Raw genomic sequence first — 19,393 nt, 5'->3', positions numbered from 1 at the left:
GCGCGCCTCAGCTCTGCGACGCGGCTTTGGGAAGAATGTCATTGGCGACCATCTCACCAAACGGGCTGACGTAACCGGCGCTTTTCGACAATTCCGGGCGCTCGATATCGAGGTGCGGGAACAGCAATTCGGCGACGCGGTACGACTCTTCCAGGTGCGGGTAACCGGAGAAGATGAACGTGTCGATGCCCAGGTCCGCGTATTCCTTCACGCGAGCGGCCACGGTCGGACCGTCGCCCACCAGCGCCGTGCCAGCACCGCCGCGCACCAGGCCAACGCCAGCCCACAGGTTGGGGCTGACTTCCAGGTTGTCACGGCTGCCACCATGCAGCGCGGCCATGCGCTGCTGCCCGACCGAGTCGAAACGCGCCAGAGAAGCCTGGGCACGAGCAATGGTGTCGTCGTCCAGATGAGAGATCAGCCGCTCCGCTGCTTGCCAGGCTTCGGCATTGGTTTCACGAACGATCACATGCAAACGAATGCCGAAGCGCACGGTGCGCCCGAGCTTCGCGGCTTTGGCGCGTACTTGTTCGATCTTCTCGGCAACGGCGGCCGGAGGTTCGCCCCAGGTCAGGACCATTTCGACCTGCTCTGCCGCGAGGTCTTGCGCCGCTTCCGAAGAACCGCCGAAGTACAGAGGCGGACGCGGTTGCTGGATCGGCGGGTAGAGCAACTTCGCGCCCTTCACGCTGATGTGCTGACCGTCATAATCGACGGTTTCGCCTTCCAGCACGCGGCGCCAGATGCGGGTGAATTCCACCGAGGCTTGATAGCGCTCTTCGTGAGTCAGGAACAAACCGTCGCCGGCCAATTCTTCCGGATCACCGCCGGTTACCAGGTTGAACAACGCACGGCCGCCAGACAGGCGATCCAGCGTCGCAGCCTGACGCGCGGCCACCGTCGGGGAAATGATCCCGGGGCGCAGGGCGACGAGGAATTTCAAACGCTGGGTCACCGGGATCAGCGACGCGGCCACCAGCCACGAGTCTTCGCAGGAGCGACCCGTAGGAATCAGCACCCCGCCAAAGCCCAGCCGATCCGCCGCTTGCGCGACTTGTTGCAGATAACCGTGGTCGACGGCGCGAGCGCCTTCAGCGGTGCCAAGGTAATGGCCGTCGCCGTGGGTAGGCAGGAACCAGAAGATATTGAGGCTCATGGAGTGGTCTCCTTAGGGATTCGAATTACTGAGCGTTGGCAACAGCCGCCGGTGGCGTCCAGATCACGTCTTTGATGCTCAGCGGCTTTGGAATCAGCTTGAGCTGGTAGAAGCTGTCGGCGATTTTCTGTTGCGCGGCGACCACTTCAGGCGTGATGAACAGCGCGCCGAAACCTTGGCGCTTCATCGAAGTGAGGGTGATATCTGCCGGCAGGCCGAGCAGTGGCGAGACTTGTTTGGTCACCTCGATGGGATTGGCCTTGGACCATTCACCGACTGCACGCACTTCTTCCACCAGGGTCTTGATCACCTCAGGATTTTTCTGCGCGTATGGCTTGGTCGCGAGGTAGAACTGATGGTTGTCGACGATCCCTTGGCCATCACGCAGGGTGCGTGCCTGCAACTGTTGTTCGGCGGCGGCCTGGTACGGGTCCCAGATCACCCAGGCATCGACGCTGCCACGTTCGAACGCAGCGCGGGCATCGGCCGGCGGCAGGAATACGGTCTGGATGTCGGTGTATTTGAGGCCGGCATCTTCCAGTGCGCGGACCAACAGGTAATGAACGTTGGAGCCTTTGTTCAGGACGACTTTCTTGCCCTTGAGGTCTTGTACCGATTTGATCGGCGAGTCCTTCGGCACCAGGATCGCTTCGCTGTGCGGCGCTGGCGGTTCGTAGGCGACGTAGAGCAGATCGGCGCCGGCGGCTTGAGCGAATACCGGTGGAGTTTCACCCGTAACGCCGAAGTCGATGGAGCCGACGTTCAGGCCTTCGAGCAGTTGCGGGCCGCCGGGGAATTCAGTCCATTGCACGTCCACGCCTTGGGCGGCGAGGCGTTTTTCCAAAGTGCCTTTGGCTTTGAGCAGCACCAAAGTGCCGTACTTTTGATAACCGATTCGCAACGTCTCGGCTTGTGCTTGAGAAATAACGCCGAAGGACACAGCCGCAGCAAACAGAGCGACCAGACCACGACGCAAAATGACAGTGCGCATGGCGCTCTCCTTTTTGCAGTTGGGTTTTGGCTGCACCTGCTTGGCCGTTGGCGGCTGAGTAAGGTGAGTACATCAAATTCAGGTGTGGCTTAAGCGCTGGCTTAAATGCTCCAGCGAGCAGTCAACAAACGTTCAGTCAACAGGTTCGGATCGATCGGCTTGGGCCGTCGGGCCATGGCGCTGAAAAACAGCTCCAGTGATTCATTCAGTCTTTCTTCCAACTCCGGTGCCAACTGCGCCTGGACGCTGCCTTCGCCGTAAGCGATCTGACTGTCTACGGCGAATATCCCGTGGAGCATTTCCTGGGCTTTCAACGCCGACAGCACTGGCTTGAGCGCGTAGTCCACCGCCAGCATGTGGGCGATGCTGCCACCGGTGGCCATGGGCAAAACCACCTTGTGGGCCAGGGCACGCTCGGGCAGCAGGTCCAACACCGTTTTCAATGCGCCCGAGAACGACGCTTTGTAAACCGGCGTGGCGATCAGCAGGCCATCGGCGTTTTCAATCTGCTGCAGCAGGTCGATCACCTTCGGGCTGTCGAAGCGTGCATGCAGCAAGTCTTCGGCCGGGAAGTCCCGTACCTGGTAACTCACCACTTCCACACCTTGCTCCTGCAACCAGCGCTGGGAGCGCTCCAGCAGCACCCCGGAACGGGAGCGTTGGCTGGGACTGCCACCGAGTGAGACGACCAGCATTCAGAGGATTCCTTTAACGGTGTTGGCGATTCGCGGTTTGCGATCTCGCCTTGATGAAAGTGACCTTAACAGGGGATTGTTATATCCATAAATCATATTTATTCATGTTCTTATGCGCTTTGGAGATATAAGAAAGCACTTCGTACGGACGAAAAAAACCCGTCGAAACGGCCTGAAATCCCCTGCTTTATGGATACCGCGGTGCCTGTCAGTCCGCCTTCGCGAGCAGGCTCGCTCCCACAGGTGCGATCCAATGTGGGAGCGAGCCTGCTCGCGAAGGCGATACCAGCCACACCGAAAATGCTGATGGCTTACCTGTTCGGCTGTGGCGTCAGACGCAGGTACGGCTTCACCGCGCGATAGCCCTTGGGAAAGCGTTTCTTGATTTCATCTTCGTCCTTGAGCGACGGCACAATCACCACTTCATCACCGTCCTGCCAGTTGGCCGGGGTGGCCACCTTGTAGTTGTCGGTGAGTTGAAGCGAGTCGATCACTCGCAGAATTTCATGGAAGTTACGACCGGTGCTCGCCGGGTAGGTGATGGTCAGCCGAACCTTTTTGTTCGGGTCGATCACGAACAGCGAACGCACGGTCAGGGTGTCGTTGGCGTTGGGGTGGATCAGGTCGTAGAGGTCCGAGACCTTGCGGTCGGCGTCGGCAAGAATCGGGAAGTTGACGAGGGTGTTCTGGGTTTCGTTGATGTCTTCGATCCACTTGTGGTGCGAGTCCACCGGGTCCACGGACAGGGCAATGGCTTTCACACCGCGCTGCGCAAATTCGTCCTTGAGCTTGGCAGTGAAGCCCAACTCGGTGGTGCACACCGGGGTGAAGTCCGCCGGGTGGGAAAAGAGCACACCCCAGCTATCGCCCAGCCATTCGTGGAAACGGAGGGTGCCGGCGCTGGAATCCTGTTCGAAGTCGGGGGCGATATCGCCCAGTCTGAGGCTCATGGTGCTGCTCCTGGTGAGTGCTTGTTGAGGTCAACTGTGCCTGCATTTTTTATTCATTAAAAAGAATAAATATCGATTTGTTTAGATCGTAAATGAATATTAAAAATGTGTTCACTGGACCTCGGCGACGATCAGGACGACCATCACCCACAAGGTTCGAGAAGGCCTTGAGTTGCTGCACAAAGAGGGAAATTTCGAGGAAGGTTTACGGGGGTGAGCCTGACTTGAAAACGCAAAAGCCCCGCCCGGCGAGATGCCGGGCGGGGCTTTTTTGCTTCAGTTACGCGAGGGCTATTACAACAGCGGGATCGAGTAGCTGACGATCAGACGGTTTTCGTCCTGGTCGCGCTGGCCTGGAACGTCGTTGCGCCACATGGCGTTTTTCCACGTGAGGCCCAGGTTTTTCAGTGGGCCTTCCTGGACGACGTACGCCAGGGTCAGGTCGCGTTCCCATTCGGAACGGCCAGTTGCGTTGACGCTCGTCTGAGCAGCACCCACTTTACCGGTGGTGTCGATGTTATCGCCACGCAGGTAAACGATGCCGGCAGTTGCGCCTGGCAGGCCAAGCTTGGCGAAGTCATACGAGTAGCGAGCTTGCCAGGTACGTTCGCCGGCGCGAGCGAACTTGGCAATCTGCGAGTCGGTAGTGAGGTAAGCCGACGAGCCGTCACCCTGGTTCAACCAAGGGAAATCGCTGTTACCGTTGCTGACTTGGTAACCGCCACCGAAGGTGTGACCGGCAACCGAGTACAGGAACAGGCCGCTGTACAGGTTGTTGTCGACTTTGCCTTTGGTGATGCCCGTGCCGTAGTCACCTGTGGTGAAATAGGCGGACTCATGGCCGTTGGCGCCATCGTCACGGCTGTTGAAGTAACGGAAGTCAGACTTCAGTACGCCCGGACCGATCGACCAGTTGTGAACCAGACCCAGGAAGTGCTGTTTGTAGAAATCTTCCAGGTTGCCGTAGTAGTACTGAGCAGTCAGGTCTTTGGTGATCTTGTAGTCGCCACCACCGTAGATGAACTTGTTGCTGTCACGGCCAGTAGCGGTGGGAGAGTTCGCACCGGCAATCGACAACTCTTCGTTGTTGCTGGAGTTACGACCTTTGGCGTGCTCGATCTGACCACCGACCACGGTCAGGTCCTTGATCTCGTTCGAGGTGATCTGGCCGCCCTGGAAGGTTTGCGGCAGCAGACGACCATCGTTGGTCACGATCACCGGCAGTTTTGGCTGCAGGGTGCCCAACTTCAGCTCAGTCTGGGAGATCTTGGCCTTGGCCGTCAGACCCAGGCTGGAGAAGTTATCAACCGCTTCACCGTTAGACTTGCTTGGAAAAACGGTGCCGCCGTAAGAAGTCGACGTGGCGCCATTAGTGCCGCCGCCCGAATCCAGACGCACACCCAGCAGGCCGATAGCATCGATACCGAAGCCGACGGTGCCTTGGGTGTAGCCGGAGATGAAGCGCAGGTCGAAGCCTTGGCCCCATTCTTCGTTCTTGTTTTGAACGCCGTTGGCCTTGACCCTGGCGGTACCAGCGTCAGAGTCACGGTTATCGGTATTGATGTAGAAGTTACGCAGCCCCAAAGTAGCCTTGCTGTCTTCGATGAAACCGGCGGCGCCTGCCTGCTGCGCCAAAACCCCTACGGCCACAGCCAGGGCCAAGGTGGACTTGTTCATTTGTTTCGCTCCTATCGTTTCTAATTTTTTGAGGTCCTGGGTCGAATGCCCTGGATCCAGAAATGCTCGGTGGGTGCCAGACCGCGTGACTACGGCGATGGCCTGACCCCTGTGATTTTTGCCCGCATGATAAACACAAAAAGAATTATTTCATCATTTTTCATGCCATTCAGGAATATAGCTCCGCGCTATTACTCCGAGTGGGGACCCAAGGTATCGGCTCGTAAGCCACCCACTTTAGGCGTTTGGTTTAAAAGCTAAAAAGAATAAAAAGTCACAGCATAAGATTTGTTTGGAATATTAAAAAAAGCACAAAAAAAACCTCGCCGGCGGGCGAGGCTTTTTCTGACGGCTATTACAAGAAGCTGTAGGTGTAGTTGAAGATCAGACGGGTCTGGTCTTGATCAAGGGTGCTGGTGTTGCCACGGTAGGTACCGTGACGCAGTGTTGTGCCAAACCCTTTAAGTGCACCCGTTTGAATCACGTAGTCGATACGCGCGTCGGTCTCGTGCTCACTCAGGTCTTTACCAGTACCGTTGGTAGCCTTGATGTCTTGGCCATTCAAGTAAGCAATCGAAGCTTTCAAACCTGGCACGCCCAGCGAGGCGAAGTCATAGGAGTACTGACCGAACGTGGTGTTTTCACCGGCACGGATAAAGCTGCCAACCGTGGCGTCGGTAAACGAGTAGAAGCTGGCGCCGCCGGCACCTTCTTGACGACCGTCATCGACAAGACTGCCTTGGTTCAAGAAAACGAAGCCGCCGTCATCGTTGACACGCTGGTGCCCGAGCAGGAACGCGTTACCACCCAGGGTGTAGGTGAACATGGCGCTCCAGGTCTTGTTATCGACCTCGCCCGGGGTCCTGGCAAAGCCGTTGTTGTTGTTGAAGCGGTAACCCACATCGCCGTTCTTACCGTCAGAGCTGCTATCGAAATAGCGAATATCGGTCTTGAAGGATTGGTTAGGGGCGATCGGGTAAACGTGCACCAGGCCGAGGAAGTTCTGCTTGTAGTAGTCTTCCAGGTTCGCATAGTAGTACTGCAGCGTGAGGTCTTTGGTGACCTTCCAGTCAGCACCGGCGTATTGGAATTTGTTGCTGTCCTGAGTACCGCCAGCCACTGCGAGGCCAGTTCTGTTGGACGAGGCGCGACCCGACGCGTGCTCCAGTTGACCCAAGTTGAAGGTCACATTGTCAATTTCCTTCGAGGTGATGGTGCCACCGTCAAAGGTCTGCGGCAGCAAACGGCTGTCGTTCGCGATCAGGATCGGCAGGTTAGGTGCCAGAGCGCCACCTAAGTGGGCCTCGGTCTTCGAGAAGCGCGCCTTGACGTTGCCATCCAAACGGCTCCACTCATCCGCCGCCGAACCATCGGAATCGCTAGGGAAGAATGAGTTGCTGTTACCGCTCGGGTGGTGACCCTTGCCGCCATCCAGATGGATACCAACGAGCGCCTGGGCGTCGATACCAAACCCAACGGTACCTTGGGTGAAACCGGACAGGTAATCGAACTTGAGTCCCTCAGCGGTTTCTCGCTGTCTGTTACCAGGAGTGCTCGCACCTTCACGCATATCAGCGTCGTAATACATGGTGCGGGAACTGACGGAAGCCTTGCTGTCTTCCAGGAAACCCGCGGCGCCTGCCTGCTGCGCCAAAACCCCAACAGCCACGGCCAAGGCCAAGGTCGACTTGTTCATTGTTTCGCTCCTATCGTTTCTAATTCTTGTGTTCCTGGTCCCGGGTCGTATGCCCGGGATCCTAAGATCCGCGATTAGCGCCAGACCGTGACTCACAAGTCAATCGTAACTATGTGTGTCTACGACCATGGTCTAATCCCCCATAGATTCGCTCCTTGCCGGGCAATGAACGCGTCATAAACCCAAAAAGAATCACCCAACTCTTTTTCATACCGTTTAGGCATTTAGCTCTGCCCCACCCGAATGAGGCGGAAGGCGGGCGCTGGGCCCATAAGCTAATTACTAAATGGTATTTATTAGCCTTTTTTTAGATCGATTAGCTTTTACGCAATTCGCAATCCATCGAAAGGCAGCGCCATGACGACCAAACGCGCAATATCCAGCTTAATTGTTACAGTTTGTGTATCGCTAGTAATTTCTTCAAACGCTCACGCGGCGAACCTCACGGTCGGTTATCAAACCGGCATCGACCCCAGCAAGGTCCCCCAGGCAGGTGGACTGTACGAGAAGACCATAGGCCAAAAAATTGATTAGCGTCGTTTTAATAGCGGCCCGGAAATGGGCCAAATTCCCCAAGGTCACGCTGGACTCGTTCGCCGACCATGCCGCGCATAAGGACAGCTGACTCGGTATCGGTGCAAAAAATCGCCAAACTGACCGGTGCCAATGCCGTCGATGTGCCGGAGTTGCTGGCCGGTTCCACGCTCTGAGTCACAACGATCAAACGCAGAGCGTGGAACGATCAGGTCAGAGGGTTTTTTCGAAGATCTTCGAATTACGCTGATAGTTGTACAGCGACGCCCGCGCTGATGGCAGACGTTCAACACTGCTCGGCACAAACCCACGCTCACGAAACCAGTGAGCGGTCCGGGTCGTTAGTACGAACAAGGTTTTCAGCCCCTGAGCCCGGGCGCGGGTTTCGATGCGCTCCAGCAGCTCATCACCACGACCGCCATGGCGATACTCCGGGTTCACCGCCAGACACGCCAACTCCCCGGCATCCGAATCAGCAATCTGATACAGCGCGGCACACGCGATGATCATGCCTTCGCGCTCGACCACACTGAACTGCTCGATCTCACGCTCAAGCACCTCGCGGGAACGCCGCACCAGGATGCCCTGCTCTTCCAACGGGCTAATCAAGTCCAGCAAACCGCCGACGTCTTCGATGGCCGCTTCGCGCACCACCTCGAATTGCTCCTGGGCCACCAGCGTACCGCCGCCATCGCGGGTGAACAGTTCGGTAAGCAATGCGCCGTTTTCGACATAACTGACGATATGGCTGCGGGCGACACCGCCGCGACAGGCTTCAGCGGCCGCATCCAGCAGCTCGGCCTGATAGTTGCTGCCCAACCGCTGCAAATGCGCCGGCACTTGTTGCGGACGCAACTCACGAACCAGGCGACCGTTTTCATCGATCAGACCCAGATCGGCGCCGAACAACAGCAGTTTGTCCGCCCCCAGATCGATGGCCGCGCGGGTGGCGACGTCTTCGCAGGCGAGGTTGAAAATCTCACCGGTCGGCGAGTAACCCAGTGGCGACAACAGCACGATGGAACGCTCATCCAGCAGGCGATTGATGCCCTTGCGGTCGACCCGCCGCACTTCGCCGGTGTGGTGATAGTCGACACCTTCGAGCACGCCAATCGGCCGCGCCGTTACCAGGTTGCCGCTGGCCACCCGCAGACGCGAGCCCTGCATCGGCGATGAGGCCATGTCCATCGACAGCCGCGCTTCGATGGCGATACGCAGCTGGCCCACCGCATCGATCACACACTCCAGCGTTGCAGCATCGGTGATGCGCATGCCGTGGTGGTAATGCGGGGTCAGGCCGCGCGCAGCCAGGCGGGTTTCAATTTGCGGACGGGAACCGTGAACCAGCACCAGTCGCACGCCCAGGCTGTGCAACAACACCAGGTCGTGGACGATGTTGCCGAAGTTCGGGTGCTCCACGCCGTCGCCGGGCAGCATGACGACGAAGGTGCAATCGCGGTGGGCGTTGATGTAAGGCGAAGCGTGACGAAGCCAATTAACGTATTCGGGCATGAACCTGGGCCTGTAATAAATAGCAGCCAAAAAATGGGCGAAACAGAAAAACGCACAGCGGGCTGATGGTTATCGTCGGAACAGGCTTGGCGACACGCGCGCTCTCCTCATGAATACGGGTTGGTACACCGGCAATTTATACGTCAAAACACAGAACCTGTGGGAGCGAGCCTGCTCGCGAAGGCGGTGTGTCAGATACATCAATTTCAACTGGCACACCGCCTTCGCGAGCAGGCTCGCTCCCACATGGATCGCTTTCAACTGACGGGCATTGGCGTTTTGGCCGGTGTCAGGCAGTAATGTTCAATCAGTTGACGTAATAGATGCACGGTAGGCTGCAAACGTGACATTTCGAGGTATTCCCCCGGCTGGTGCGCACAGGCGATGTCGCCAGGGCCGAGTACCAGGGTTTCGCAGCCAAGACGCTGAAGATAAGGCGCTTCGGTGCCGAACGCCACTGCTTCGGCGAGATGCCCGGTGAGCTTTTCGGCGACCCGGACCAATTCAGAGTCCTCGGCCTGCTCGAAGGGCGGCACTGCGGGGAACAACGGCGCGTAATCAATCTTCACCTGATGCCACTCGGCAATGGGCTTGAGCTTCTGCAGAATCTCCGCGCGCAGGGCATTGGGGTCCATGCCCGGTAACGGGCGCAGATCAAACTCCAACGAACACTGGCCGCAAATACGGTTGGGGTTATCGCCGCCATGGATGCAGCCGAAATTCAGGGTCGGCGTCGGCACGCTGAACTGTGGATTACGGAATTCACGCTGCCACAGCAGGCGCAAACCGCGCAGCTCACCGATGGCATCGTGCATGGCTTCGAGGGCGCTGTGGCCCAGGCGTGGATCCGAGGAGTGGCCGCTCTGGCCGAGGATGTCGATGCGCTCCATCATGATGCCTTTGTGCATGCGGATCGGCTTGAGCCCGGTCGGCTCGCCGATCACCGCCGCACGACCGAGTGGACGCCCGGCTTCGGCCAAGGCACGAGCGCCGGACATCGAGCTTTCTTCATCGCAGGTGGCGAGGATCAGCAGCGGTTGCTTGAATGGCTGATCGAGCAGCGGTATGACGGCTTCGATGGCCAGCGCGAAAAAGCCCTTCATGTCGCAACTGCCCAGCCCGATCCAGCGACCATCCACTTCGGTCAGCTTCAGCGGATCGGTCTGCCACAGCGCGCCATCGAACGGCACCGTGTCACTGTGACCGGCCAGCACCAAGCCACCGGGGCCGGAACCGAAACTGGCCAGCAGGTTGAATTTTCCGGGGCTGACCTGCTGGATGTCGCAGGTAAAACCCAGATCGCCGAGCCACGTCGCCAGCAAATCAATCACCGGACGGTTGGTTTGATCGAGGCTGGCCTGCGTGCAGCTGACGGACGGCGCAGCGATCAGTGCAGCGAACTGATCTCTCATGGACGGCAAAGGCATCGCTGACTCCAACTCCCGAATTGAAGTCCATCATAGAACCATCTGGCGACAGGAATAAACCGTCGCGGCCGTCACCAAGCGTCAACAGACCCTATCTCGGATGAGTCCTGTACACTGCACGACCTTGGCAGCCACACATTCCCCCCGGCTGCGCTCCCGATCCTGGATTTTCCGGCCATGCAGAAAGAAACCGAAATCAAACTCCGCGTCAGCCGAGAAACTCTCGCTGCCCTGCGCGAGCACCCGCTCCTGAAAAAACGCAACAAAAGTGGCTGGGAACGCCGTGAGTTGATGAACCAGTACTTCGACACGCCTGAGCGCGACCTGGCCCGCGCCAAGGTTGCCCTGCGCCTGCGCCGCGATGGCGAAGAAGTGATTCAGACCCTCAAGACCCGTGGCCAGAGCGTCGCCGGTTTGTCCGAGCGTAACGAATACGACTGGAACCTGCCCAAAGCCAAGCTCGACGTGAAGAAACTCGACGGCGAATGCTGGCCAGAAGAGTTGGCCGAGCTGGACAAGAAGACCCTGAAGCCAATCTTCACCACCGATTTCGTCCGCGAACGCGCGGAAATCGCCTGGGGCCGTGGCAAGACCAAAGTGGTGATCGAAGCCGCACTGGACCTGGGTCACGTGATCGTGGGCAAGCAGAAAGAAGAAATCTGCGAGCTTGAACTGGAACTGCGCGAAGGCGAGCCGGCCGCTCTGCTGGAACTGGCCGCCGAACTGGCTGCGACCCTGGCCCTGATGCCGTGTGACATCAGCAAGGCCGAGCGTGGTTATCGCTTGTACGACGCCAACAGCTATTCGTTGAGCCTGCCGGCGCCGCAGATCACCGCTGAAACGCCGCTGGACGACGCTTTCGCCGCGCTGAGCTGGCACTTGCTGAGCAGCAGCCAGCGTCTGGCCGAGCAGTATCGCTTCAATGGCCACTGGCGCCTGTTGCAGGACTGGGTCGAAAACCTGGCTGAATTGCGCGCGCTGCTGAGCAGCCTGGGCCAAGCCGCACCGCGTCAGTCGACACACGATCTGCGCGTCGCGCTGGATGCCTTGCTGGAAGACTGGCGCCCACTGGTGCAAGCCGGTGTCGACGACGAAGACGTGCGCAAAGCCGCGCCGGAGCAGTTCCTCGAAGAACTGGAAGACCCACGCTGGGGCTTATTCTCGCTGAACACTTCGCGCTGGTTGCTGGCCCGCACCTGGGCTGCCGATCGCAATGTCCGCGGCAATCGCCAGGGCGCTGCGCAATTGGGTAGCTGGTTGCCGCGTTTGCTGGGTGAAGAAGCGACTTCCCTGCAACTGCAGCGTTATCAGCAACAGCCGGAAGACCTGGCCGAGCAACTGCCGCGCATCGAGCGCATCCAGGCCTGGCTACACCACGCCCGCAGCGTGCTGGACATCCCGGAAATGGATCGCCTGTACGGTGAGCTGAAACAGCTTGCTCAATTGGCGAACGAGCCGATCACCGATGAATCGCTGGATGCGCGCAAGCAGCAGGCGATCGCGGTATATCAGAATCGTGCCTGGAAGATGCTTCTGCGCATGTAATACCACCTTCGCGAGCAGGCTCGCTCCCACACTGGATCTGTGCCAGACACACATCCCCCTGTGGGAGCGAGCCTGCTCGCGAAGAGGCCAGCCCGGTCACCGAAAAACTCAGACTGGCAAACTCGTCGTGGATTTGATCTCCGACAACGCCACGATCGAGTTCACCTCCTGAATCCCCGGCACCATCGACAGCTTCTCGAAAAAGAAGCGCTCATACGCCTCGATGTCCGCCGTCACAATCCGCAGCAAGAAATCCACCGCCCCCATCAGCACATAACATTCCAGCACTTCGGGAAAACCGCGAATTGCCTCGGTGAATTCGGTGAAGTTCGAACGCCCGTGAGCGTTGAGTTTGATTTCGGCGAAGATCTGCGTGTTAAGCCCAATTTTTTTCCGATCAAGCAGCGTCACTTGCCCGCGAATGATCCCCTCGTCCTTCATCCGCTGTATCCGCCGCCAGCACGGCGACTGCGACAGCCCCACCTGTTCCGCAATCTGCGCACTGGAAAGTGAAGCGTCCTCTTGCAGTAACGCGAGGATCTTGCGGTCGTAGCCATCCAGCTCGCTATGCATAAAAAAACCTTCAATTGATCACTTTACGAATCAAGCAATTCAAATAATTGCCAATAATCCCCATCATAGATAAGAAATGCCCGGCACCGAATGTAAAAATTTCTCCAGTGATTTTGGAGACCGACCATGCCGCATCTAGAAGCCGTCAACACCCCGCACACCCGCGCCGATGTCTGGAACGTCAGCAACGCCCACTGCCGTGTTCATTACCAACTGTTGGCCGAGGCCGAACCGGATTTGCTGTGCCGGGCGTTCAACCTGTTCGCTTTGCAGTTTCTGACGCCGCAACAGGTCAACGTGCAGCGGACGGACGATCTGTTGTCGATCGACATAGTGATAGACGGCCTGAGCTGGCACCGCGCCCAAGTGATCGCGGAAAAATTACGTAACCTGATCAGCGTCTGTTCGGTTGAGCTGCAAGCGGCTGATTGCGTATGGAATGAACCGGCTCAGGCGACTGGCTGAAAAAACTCGACACGGCTTCGTCGGGTAGTGGCCCAACGGTCTGCGGGTCCGCGACTATCCTTTGCGAACTGTTGTTCATGAGGAGCCCGCATGTCCGTTCAACTTGCCATTCAGGACCGCTGGCTGGATCTCAATGATTTGCTGCGTGAACTGGTCGCCCAAGGCTTTATCAGCCAGGACTCGGCCGAGCACGCGCTCAATGCTCGACGCCGTCACGCTGCCAATGGCCAGATGCACCCACTGGAATTCATCGCCAGCCAACACCTGGACGATCTCAGCCGTCCCGGCAAACACCTCGACCTGGAAAGCCTGACGCTTTGGCTGTCGCAGCAGGCCGGCCAGCCTTACTTGCGCATCGACCCGCTGAAAATCAACGTGGCGGCCATTACCCCGCTGATGTCCTACGCGTTCGCCCAGCGCCACAAGATCCTCGCCGTGTCCATCGATCGCGACGCGGTGACCGTGGCCAGCGCCCAGCCCTACGTCACCGGCTGGGAAGCCGACCTGACCCATGTGCTGAAACTGCCGATCAAGCGTGTGGTGGCCAACCCGGTGGACATCCAGCGCTTCAGCGTGGAGTTTTTCCGCCTGGCCAAATCGGTCAGCGGTGCGACCAACGCCGATCAGCAGATGAACACCCTGGGCAATTTCGAGCAGTTGCTCAACCTCGGCGCCAGCGACCAGGAACCGGACGCCAACGACGCGCATATCGTCAACATCGTCGACTGGTTGTTCCAGTACGCCTTCCAGCAACGCGCCAGTGACATCCACATCGAACCCCGGCGCGAACAAGGCACGGTGCGCTTTCGCATCGACGGCGTGCTGCACAACGTCTATCAATTCCCGCCGCAAGTGACCATGGCCATCGTCAGCCGCCTGAAAAGCCTCGGGCGGATGAACGTCGCGGAAAAACGCAAACCCCAGGACGGCCGGGTGAAAACCAAAACCCCGGACGGTGGCGAAGTCGAGCTGCGGCTGTCGACTCTGCCGACGGCGTTCGGCGAAAAAATGGTCATGCGGATCTTCGACCCGGAGGTACTGCTCAAGGATTTCGATCAGTTGGGCTTCTCCGCCGATGACTTGCGCCGCTGGCAGGACATGACGAGCCAGCCCAACGGCATCATCCTTGTCACCGGCCCGACCGGTTCCGGCAAGACCACCACGCTGTACACCACCCTGAAAAAACTGGCGACGCCGGAGGTCAACCTCTGCACCATCGAAGACCCGATCGAAATGGTCGAGCCGGCGTTCAACCAGATGCAGGTCCAGCACAATATCGACCTGACCTTCGCCGCCGGTGTGCGCGCACTGATGCGACAGGATCCGGACATCATCATGATCGGTGAGATCCGAGATCTGGAAACCGCTGAAATGGCGATCCAGGCTGCGCTCACGGGCCACTTGGTGCTGTCGACACTGCACACCAACGATGCGCCGAGCGCGATCAGCCGCTTGCTGGAGCTGGGCGTGCCGCATTACCTGATCAAAGCCACGGTGCTCGGCGTCATGGCCCAGCGCCTGGTCCGCACCTTGTGCCCGCATTGCAAGGCGCCGCTGACCCTGGGTGAAGAAGACTGGCAAACCTTGACCCGGCCCTGGCAGGCACCGTTGCCGAACAACGCACATCGCGCCATCGGTTGCCTGGAATGCCGCGAAACCGGATACCGCGGCCGCGCCGGGGTCTACGAAATCATGCAGCTGACGGACGGCGTCAAAGCGCTGATCAACCCCGACACCGATTTGCTGGCGGTGCGGCGTCAGGCCTTCAAGGAAGGCATGCGCAGTTTGCGGTTGTCAGGGGCGCAAAAAGTGGCGGCGGGTTTGACGACGATCGAGGAGGTGCTGCGAGTAACGCCGCAGAGCGAACAAAAGTAGGCGCGGCCGTCATGGAACTCGATTGGGGGATTGGCAATCCAACGCCGTAGTTAACCCAGTGGAGTCACCCAATATGCGTCTCAAACTTGCTGTCGCTACCATCGCCTTGTTGTCCCTTCCTGTCGGTTCGGCGATGGCCGATAGCTTTTGGCGTAACGTCATCTCATCCGGTGCGACCACCGGTTCGACCTACCTGACCTTCAAGGATCACAAACTGATCGTTGCTGCCCAGGACGATGCCGGTAGCTTTGTCGCCAGCGACGGCGGCATTCGCGGCCCATACCTGGAGGCCGCGATGCAGAAAGTCCGCGCCGACAACCCTGGCCTGCAGGCCACGGACATGGAACTGGCGAACGCGATCCTGGCGAAGAATGCCGTCGCGTCGGAATAAGCGTTGTTGCTGAATAAAAAATGCCGCTCTCACTGAGCGGCATTTTTTTTGAACCAGAGAAATTGCACAGCTATTTCCTACGCAGGCTAACGCCAAAACGCTGACATGCAGTCGAGTTTTCACCGACCTACTGATGAAAGCTCTGATATGAGCGCCAGACGTACGAACTCAAACTTTGTCGATTCGGATTACCCCCACAAGCGAATCGACTCACATGAAAAAACCAGTCTTATCTTTACTTCTGCTGGCCGCCTACAGTCACGTTTCCCAAGCCGAAGGCCTGTACGGCTCGATAAAAATCCAGAGCGTCCAGCAAGACCTTGCCGACGCCCTGCTCACAAGTCCCAGGGTGAACAACCGTATCGTCAGTCCGGAACGCAACAAAGATGTCGGCGGCTCCGTTGCGCTCGGCTATGAGTTCATAGGTGGCTGGCGTCTGGAAAGCGAGTACACCATCAAGCAGGACTCGGAGTTCAAGAGTTACTGGGCGCCATTCAACGCCAACGTTAACAACATGCAGGTCTCATCCAAGCGCCTGATGTTCAATGCCTATAAGGACTTCCCCCTGACCCAAAGCCTATCGCTGTACGCCATGGCCGGCGCAGGCGTGGCCCATATCAATTCCGAAGGTTACCAGTCCAACCCTTCACGTCGATTTGCCAACAATACCCAAAACAATTTCGCCTACAACCTGGGCGTCGGTGCAGACCTCAAACTGACCCGGCAAATTACCGTCGGCACCGGCTACCGCTATGTCGACATGGGTAAGGTTGAAACCGGCTATAACACCTTCGCCAACCGCATCAATGCGCGGGACGAACAACTAAAGGGCAAGCTACAAGAGCAGAATCTTTACGTTGAAGCGCGGATGTCGTTCTGATTCATGACTCAAAAAAATGCCGCTCTCCATGAGCGGCATTTTTTTGCCCGCTGCAAAACCCTGTCAGCGGTAATCGTCCACCGGGACGCAAGCGCAAAACAGGTTCCGGTCGCCGTAAACGTTATCGACACGGTTCACCACAGGCCAGTACTTATGCGCCTTGGTGTGAGCATCCGGCGTAACCGCCTGCTCGATGCTGTAGGGCCGCTCCCAAACCCCGGTGATATCCGCCAGGGTATGCGGTGAACGTTTCAGCGGGTTGTCATCGGCCGGCCAGTTGCCGTTCTGCACCTCGGTAATTTCCGCACGGATACTCAGCATCGCCCCGATAAACCGGTCCAGCTCTGCCTTCGATTCACTTTCGGTCGGTTCAACCATCAACGTCCCCGGCACCGGAAACGACATGGTCGGCGCATGGAAGCCATAGTCCATCAGCCGCTTGGCGACGTCCTCCTCGCTGATCCCGGTCAGCGCCTTGAGTGGCCGCAGGTCAAGAATGCATTCGTGAGCCACCCGCTCGTTGCGCCCGGTGTAAAGCACCGCAAACGCACCGGACAAGTGCTGCGCCAGGTAATTCGCGGCGAGGATCGCCACCTCACTGGCATCCGCCAATTGCGGTCCCATCATCGCGATGTACATCCAGCTGATCGGCAGGATGCTCGCACTGCCCCAGGGCGCCGCACTGACTGCGCCGTTTTGCGCCAGTGGCCCGTCAATCGGCACCACCGGGTGATTGGCCACGAACGGCGCCAGATGCGCCCGCACACCAATCGGCCCCATGCCCGGCCCGCCGCCACCATGTGGAATGCAGAAGGTCTTGTGCAAGTTCATGTGGGACACGTCGGCGCCTATGTCCGCCGGACGCGCCAGCCCGACCTGGGCGTTGAGGTTGGCGCCATCCATGTACACCTGGCCGCCGTGGCTGTGGATAACTTCGCAGATTTCGCTGATGCCTTCCTCGTATACGCCGTGGGTAGAAGGATACGTCGCCATCAAGCAGGCGAGTTTGTCGCCCGCCTCGGCTGCTTTGCCTTTGAGGTCATCCAGATCAACGTTGCCCGCCTCGTCGCATTCGACGATCACCACGCGCATCCCGGCCATCTGCGCCGAAGCCGGGTTGGTGCCGTGGGCCGAGGACGGGATCAGGCAAATATCCCGGGCGCCCTGATGGCGGCTCTCGTGATATTTGCGGATCGCCAGCAACCCGGCGTACTCGCCTTGGGCGCCGGAGTTGGGTTGCATGCAGATCGCGTCGAAACCGGTAATCGCGCAGAGCCAGCGCTCCAGTTCTTCGATCATCAGCGAATAACCGACCGCCTGTTCTTTTGGCACAAACGGGTGCAGGTTGGCGAACTGCGGCCACGTGATGGGGATCATCTCGCTGGTGGCGTTGAGCTTCATGGTGCAGGAGCCCAGCGGGATCATCGATTGATTGAGCGCCAGGTCCTTGTTCTCCAGTTGCTTGAGGTAGCGCAGCATCTCGGTTTCGCTGTGATGGGCGCTGAACACCGGGTGACGCAGATAAGGCGAGGTACGCAGCAGACCTGCGGGAATGCCGGAAGCAAGAGCTTCAGCGTCCAGTTCGTCGACGTTAAGCCCATGATCAGAGCCGAGGAACACATCAAACAACTTCGCGACGGTGGATTCGTCAGAGGTTTCGTCGAGGCTCAGCCCCAACTGCCCACGCCCGAGAATGCGCAAGTTGATCTGTGCAGCCTGGGCGCTTTCGATGATTGCGGTCTGAGTACCACCGACTTCCAGCGTCAGCGTGTCGAAAAAGTGTGTGTTGAGGCGGGTGATGCCGTGGCGCTCCAGGCCAGCGGCGAGGATGCTGGTCAGCCGATGGACGCGTTGGGCAATGCGTTTGAGCCCTTCCGGACCGTGGTAGACCGCATAGAAACTGGCAATGTTGGCCAGCAGCACCTGAGCGGTGCAAATGTTCGAGTTAGCTTTCTCCCGGCGGATATGTTGCTCGCGGGTTTGCAGGGCCATGCGCAAAGCGACGTTGCCGCGAGCGTCCTTCGACACACCGATGATCCGCCCGGGAATCGCCCGTTTGTATTCATCGCGACTGGCAAAAAACGCCGCGTGAGGGCCGCCGTAACCCATGGGCACGCCGAAACGCTGGGATGAACCGAACACCACGTCGGCGCCCAACTCCCCCGGCGGCGTCAGCAACAGCAGACTCAGCAGATCGGTTGCGACACACGCCAAGGCTTGCTGCGCATGCAGATGATCGATCAATGGACGAAGATCGCGGATTTCGCCATGGGTGTCGGGATATTGCAGGAGCGCACCGAACACCTGGTGCTGTTTCAAGTTATCCACAGTGTCGATGATCAGCTCGAAGCCGAACCCTTCTGCTCGGGTCTGCACCACGGAAATGGTTTGCGGATGACAGTTTTTGTCGACGAAGAACAGATTGCTTCTGGACTTGGCGACACGCTTGGCCAGTGCCATGGCTTCCGCCGCCGCCGTGGCTTCGTCCAGCAGCGAGGCGTTGGCCAGTTCCAGGCCCGTGAGGTCGATGGTCAATTGCTGGAAGTTCAGCAGCGCCTCGAGCCGCCCTTGGGCGATCTCTGGTTGATACGGTGTGTACGCGGTGTACCAACCGGGATTTTCCAGCACGTTGCGCACAATGACGGTCGGCGTGAGGGTGCCGTGGTAGCCCATGCCGATCAGGCTGGTCCAGACCTGGTTTTGCTCGGCGTAACCGCGCAGTTTAGCCAGCGCGGCTTCTTCGTCGAGGGCGGGCGGCAGGTCGAGCGGCCTGTTCAGGCGGATTCCCGGCGGCACCGTCTGCTCGATCAACTCGACCCGGCTGCCGAGGCCGAGGCTGTCGAGCATCGCCTGTTGCTCGGCGGCATCGGGCCCGAGGTGGCGGCGAAGGAAGGCATTGGGGTCGCGTAACTGGCTCAAGGACGGCAACTGGGACATGACGGGCTCTCTCTTGACTGGCGCTCAACGTCGATGCAACACGGTCAAACCAGCATAGCAGTCGATACCCGAGCGGATGGCGTGGCGCC

The 19,393-nt window shown here is 58.7% G+C and carries 15 protein-coding genes and 1 pseudogene; 6 read left to right on the top strand and 10 right to left on the bottom strand.

The window, feature by feature from the left end:
- Nucleotides 1-7: 7 nt before the first annotated feature.
- The 6 genes from ssuD to JFU47_RS18700 form a co-directional block, all read right to left on the bottom strand.
- Nucleotides 8-1,156: an FMNH2-dependent alkanesulfonate monooxygenase gene (ssuD, locus tag JFU47_RS18725; protein ID WP_201184813.1), complete on the bottom strand. Its 1,149-nt coding sequence runs from the start codon at nt 1,154-1,156 to the stop codon at nt 8-10.
- 25 nt (nt 1,157-1,181) lie between these two features.
- Nucleotides 1,182-2,147: a sulfonate ABC transporter substrate-binding protein gene (locus JFU47_RS18720; RefSeq protein WP_201184811.1), complete on the bottom strand. Its 966-nt coding sequence runs from the start codon at nt 2,145-2,147 to the stop codon at nt 1,182-1,184.
- 101 nt (nt 2,148-2,248) lie between these two features.
- Nucleotides 2,249-2,842 carry an NADPH-dependent FMN reductase gene (gene ssuE, locus JFU47_RS18715; protein WP_201184809.1) on the bottom strand — a complete coding sequence of 198 codons (594 nt, stop codon included), beginning with the start codon at nt 2,840-2,842 and terminating at the stop codon, nt 2,249-2,251.
- 311 nt (nt 2,843-3,153) lie between these two features.
- On the bottom strand, nt 3,154-3,792 hold the full coding sequence (locus tag JFU47_RS18710; protein WP_129440176.1) for a peroxiredoxin: 639 nt from the start codon (nt 3,790-3,792) through the stop codon (nt 3,154-3,156).
- A gap of 294 nt (nt 3,793-4,086) precedes the next feature.
- Nucleotides 4,087-5,469, bottom strand: a complete 1,383-nt coding sequence (locus JFU47_RS18705) for an OprD family porin (RefSeq protein WP_201184807.1) — start codon at nt 5,467-5,469, stop codon at nt 4,087-4,089.
- Nucleotides 5,470-5,824: 355 nt separating this feature from the next.
- Nucleotides 5,825-7,165: an OprD family porin gene (locus JFU47_RS18700; RefSeq protein ID WP_123365124.1), complete on the bottom strand. Its 1,341-nt coding sequence runs from the start codon at nt 7,163-7,165 to the stop codon at nt 5,825-5,827.
- A gap of 357 nt (nt 7,166-7,522) precedes the next feature.
- On the opposite strand from JFU47_RS18700, the pseudogene tauA reads away from it, so the two are divergent.
- Nucleotides 7,523-7,696 (top strand): annotated as a pseudogene (gene tauA / locus JFU47_RS33145) (taurine ABC transporter substrate-binding protein); the annotation flags it as partial.
- A gap of 216 nt (nt 7,697-7,912) precedes the next feature.
- Here the strand turns inward: tauA and argA are convergent.
- Nucleotides 7,913-9,211 (bottom strand): amino-acid N-acetyltransferase, encoded by a 1,299-nt coding sequence (argA, locus tag JFU47_RS18695; protein WP_201184805.1) that lies wholly within the window; start codon nt 9,209-9,211, stop codon nt 7,913-7,915.
- A 257-nt stretch (nt 9,212-9,468) separates the two neighbouring features.
- Nucleotides 9,469-10,638, bottom strand: a complete 1,170-nt coding sequence (gene argE, locus JFU47_RS18690) for an acetylornithine deacetylase (RefSeq protein ID WP_201184804.1) — start codon at nt 10,636-10,638, stop codon at nt 9,469-9,471.
- Between the two features lie 177 nt (nt 10,639-10,815).
- On the opposite strand from argE, the gene JFU47_RS18685 reads away from it, so the two are divergent.
- A complete protein-coding gene (locus JFU47_RS18685; RefSeq protein WP_201184802.1) occupies nt 10,816-12,183 on the top strand; it encodes a CYTH domain-containing protein in 1,368 nt (455 codons plus the stop codon).
- Nucleotides 12,184-12,291: 108 nt separating this feature from the next.
- Here the strand turns inward: JFU47_RS18685 and JFU47_RS18680 are convergent, their stop codons facing one another.
- A complete protein-coding gene (locus JFU47_RS18680) occupies nt 12,292-12,756 on the bottom strand; it encodes an Lrp/AsnC family transcriptional regulator (RefSeq protein WP_201184800.1) in 465 nt (154 codons plus the stop codon).
- Between the two features lie 126 nt (nt 12,757-12,882).
- On the opposite strand from JFU47_RS18680, the gene JFU47_RS18675 reads away from it, so the two are divergent.
- From JFU47_RS18675 to JFU47_RS18660, 4 genes are all read left to right on the top strand, one after another.
- A complete protein-coding gene (locus JFU47_RS18675) occupies nt 12,883-13,221 on the top strand; it encodes a hypothetical protein (RefSeq protein WP_201184798.1) in 339 nt (112 codons plus the stop codon).
- 90 nt (nt 13,222-13,311) lie between these two features.
- Nucleotides 13,312-15,096 carry a GspE/PulE family protein gene (locus tag JFU47_RS18670; RefSeq protein WP_201184796.1) on the top strand — a complete coding sequence of 595 codons (1,785 nt, stop codon included), beginning with the start codon at nt 13,312-13,314 and terminating at the stop codon, nt 15,094-15,096.
- Nucleotides 15,097-15,169: 73 nt separating this feature from the next.
- On the top strand, nt 15,170-15,487 hold the full coding sequence (locus JFU47_RS18665) for a DUF2388 domain-containing protein (protein WP_010466645.1): 318 nt from the start codon (nt 15,170-15,172) through the stop codon (nt 15,485-15,487).
- Between the two features lie 214 nt (nt 15,488-15,701).
- Complete coding sequence (locus JFU47_RS18660; RefSeq protein ID WP_201184794.1) at nt 15,702-16,367, top strand: outer membrane protein; 666 nt, start codon at nt 15,702-15,704, stop codon at nt 16,365-16,367.
- Nucleotides 16,368-16,430: 63 nt separating this feature from the next.
- Here JFU47_RS18660 and gcvP read toward each other — a convergent pair whose 3' ends face one another.
- On the bottom strand, nt 16,431-19,304 hold the full coding sequence (gene gcvP / locus JFU47_RS18655; protein ID WP_201184792.1) for an aminomethyl-transferring glycine dehydrogenase: 2,874 nt from the start codon (nt 19,302-19,304) through the stop codon (nt 16,431-16,433).
- Nucleotides 19,305-19,393: the final 89 nt, after the last annotated feature.

Origin of the sequence: Pseudomonas sp. TH39(2020) (assembly GCF_016650715.1) — a bacterium.
Lineage (GTDB): Bacteria > Pseudomonadota > Gammaproteobacteria > Pseudomonadales > Pseudomonadaceae > Aquipseudomonas > Aquipseudomonas mandelii_C.
The sequence above is the reverse complement of the archived record's forward strand: the minus strand, read 5'-3'. Positions and strand labels throughout refer to the sequence as shown.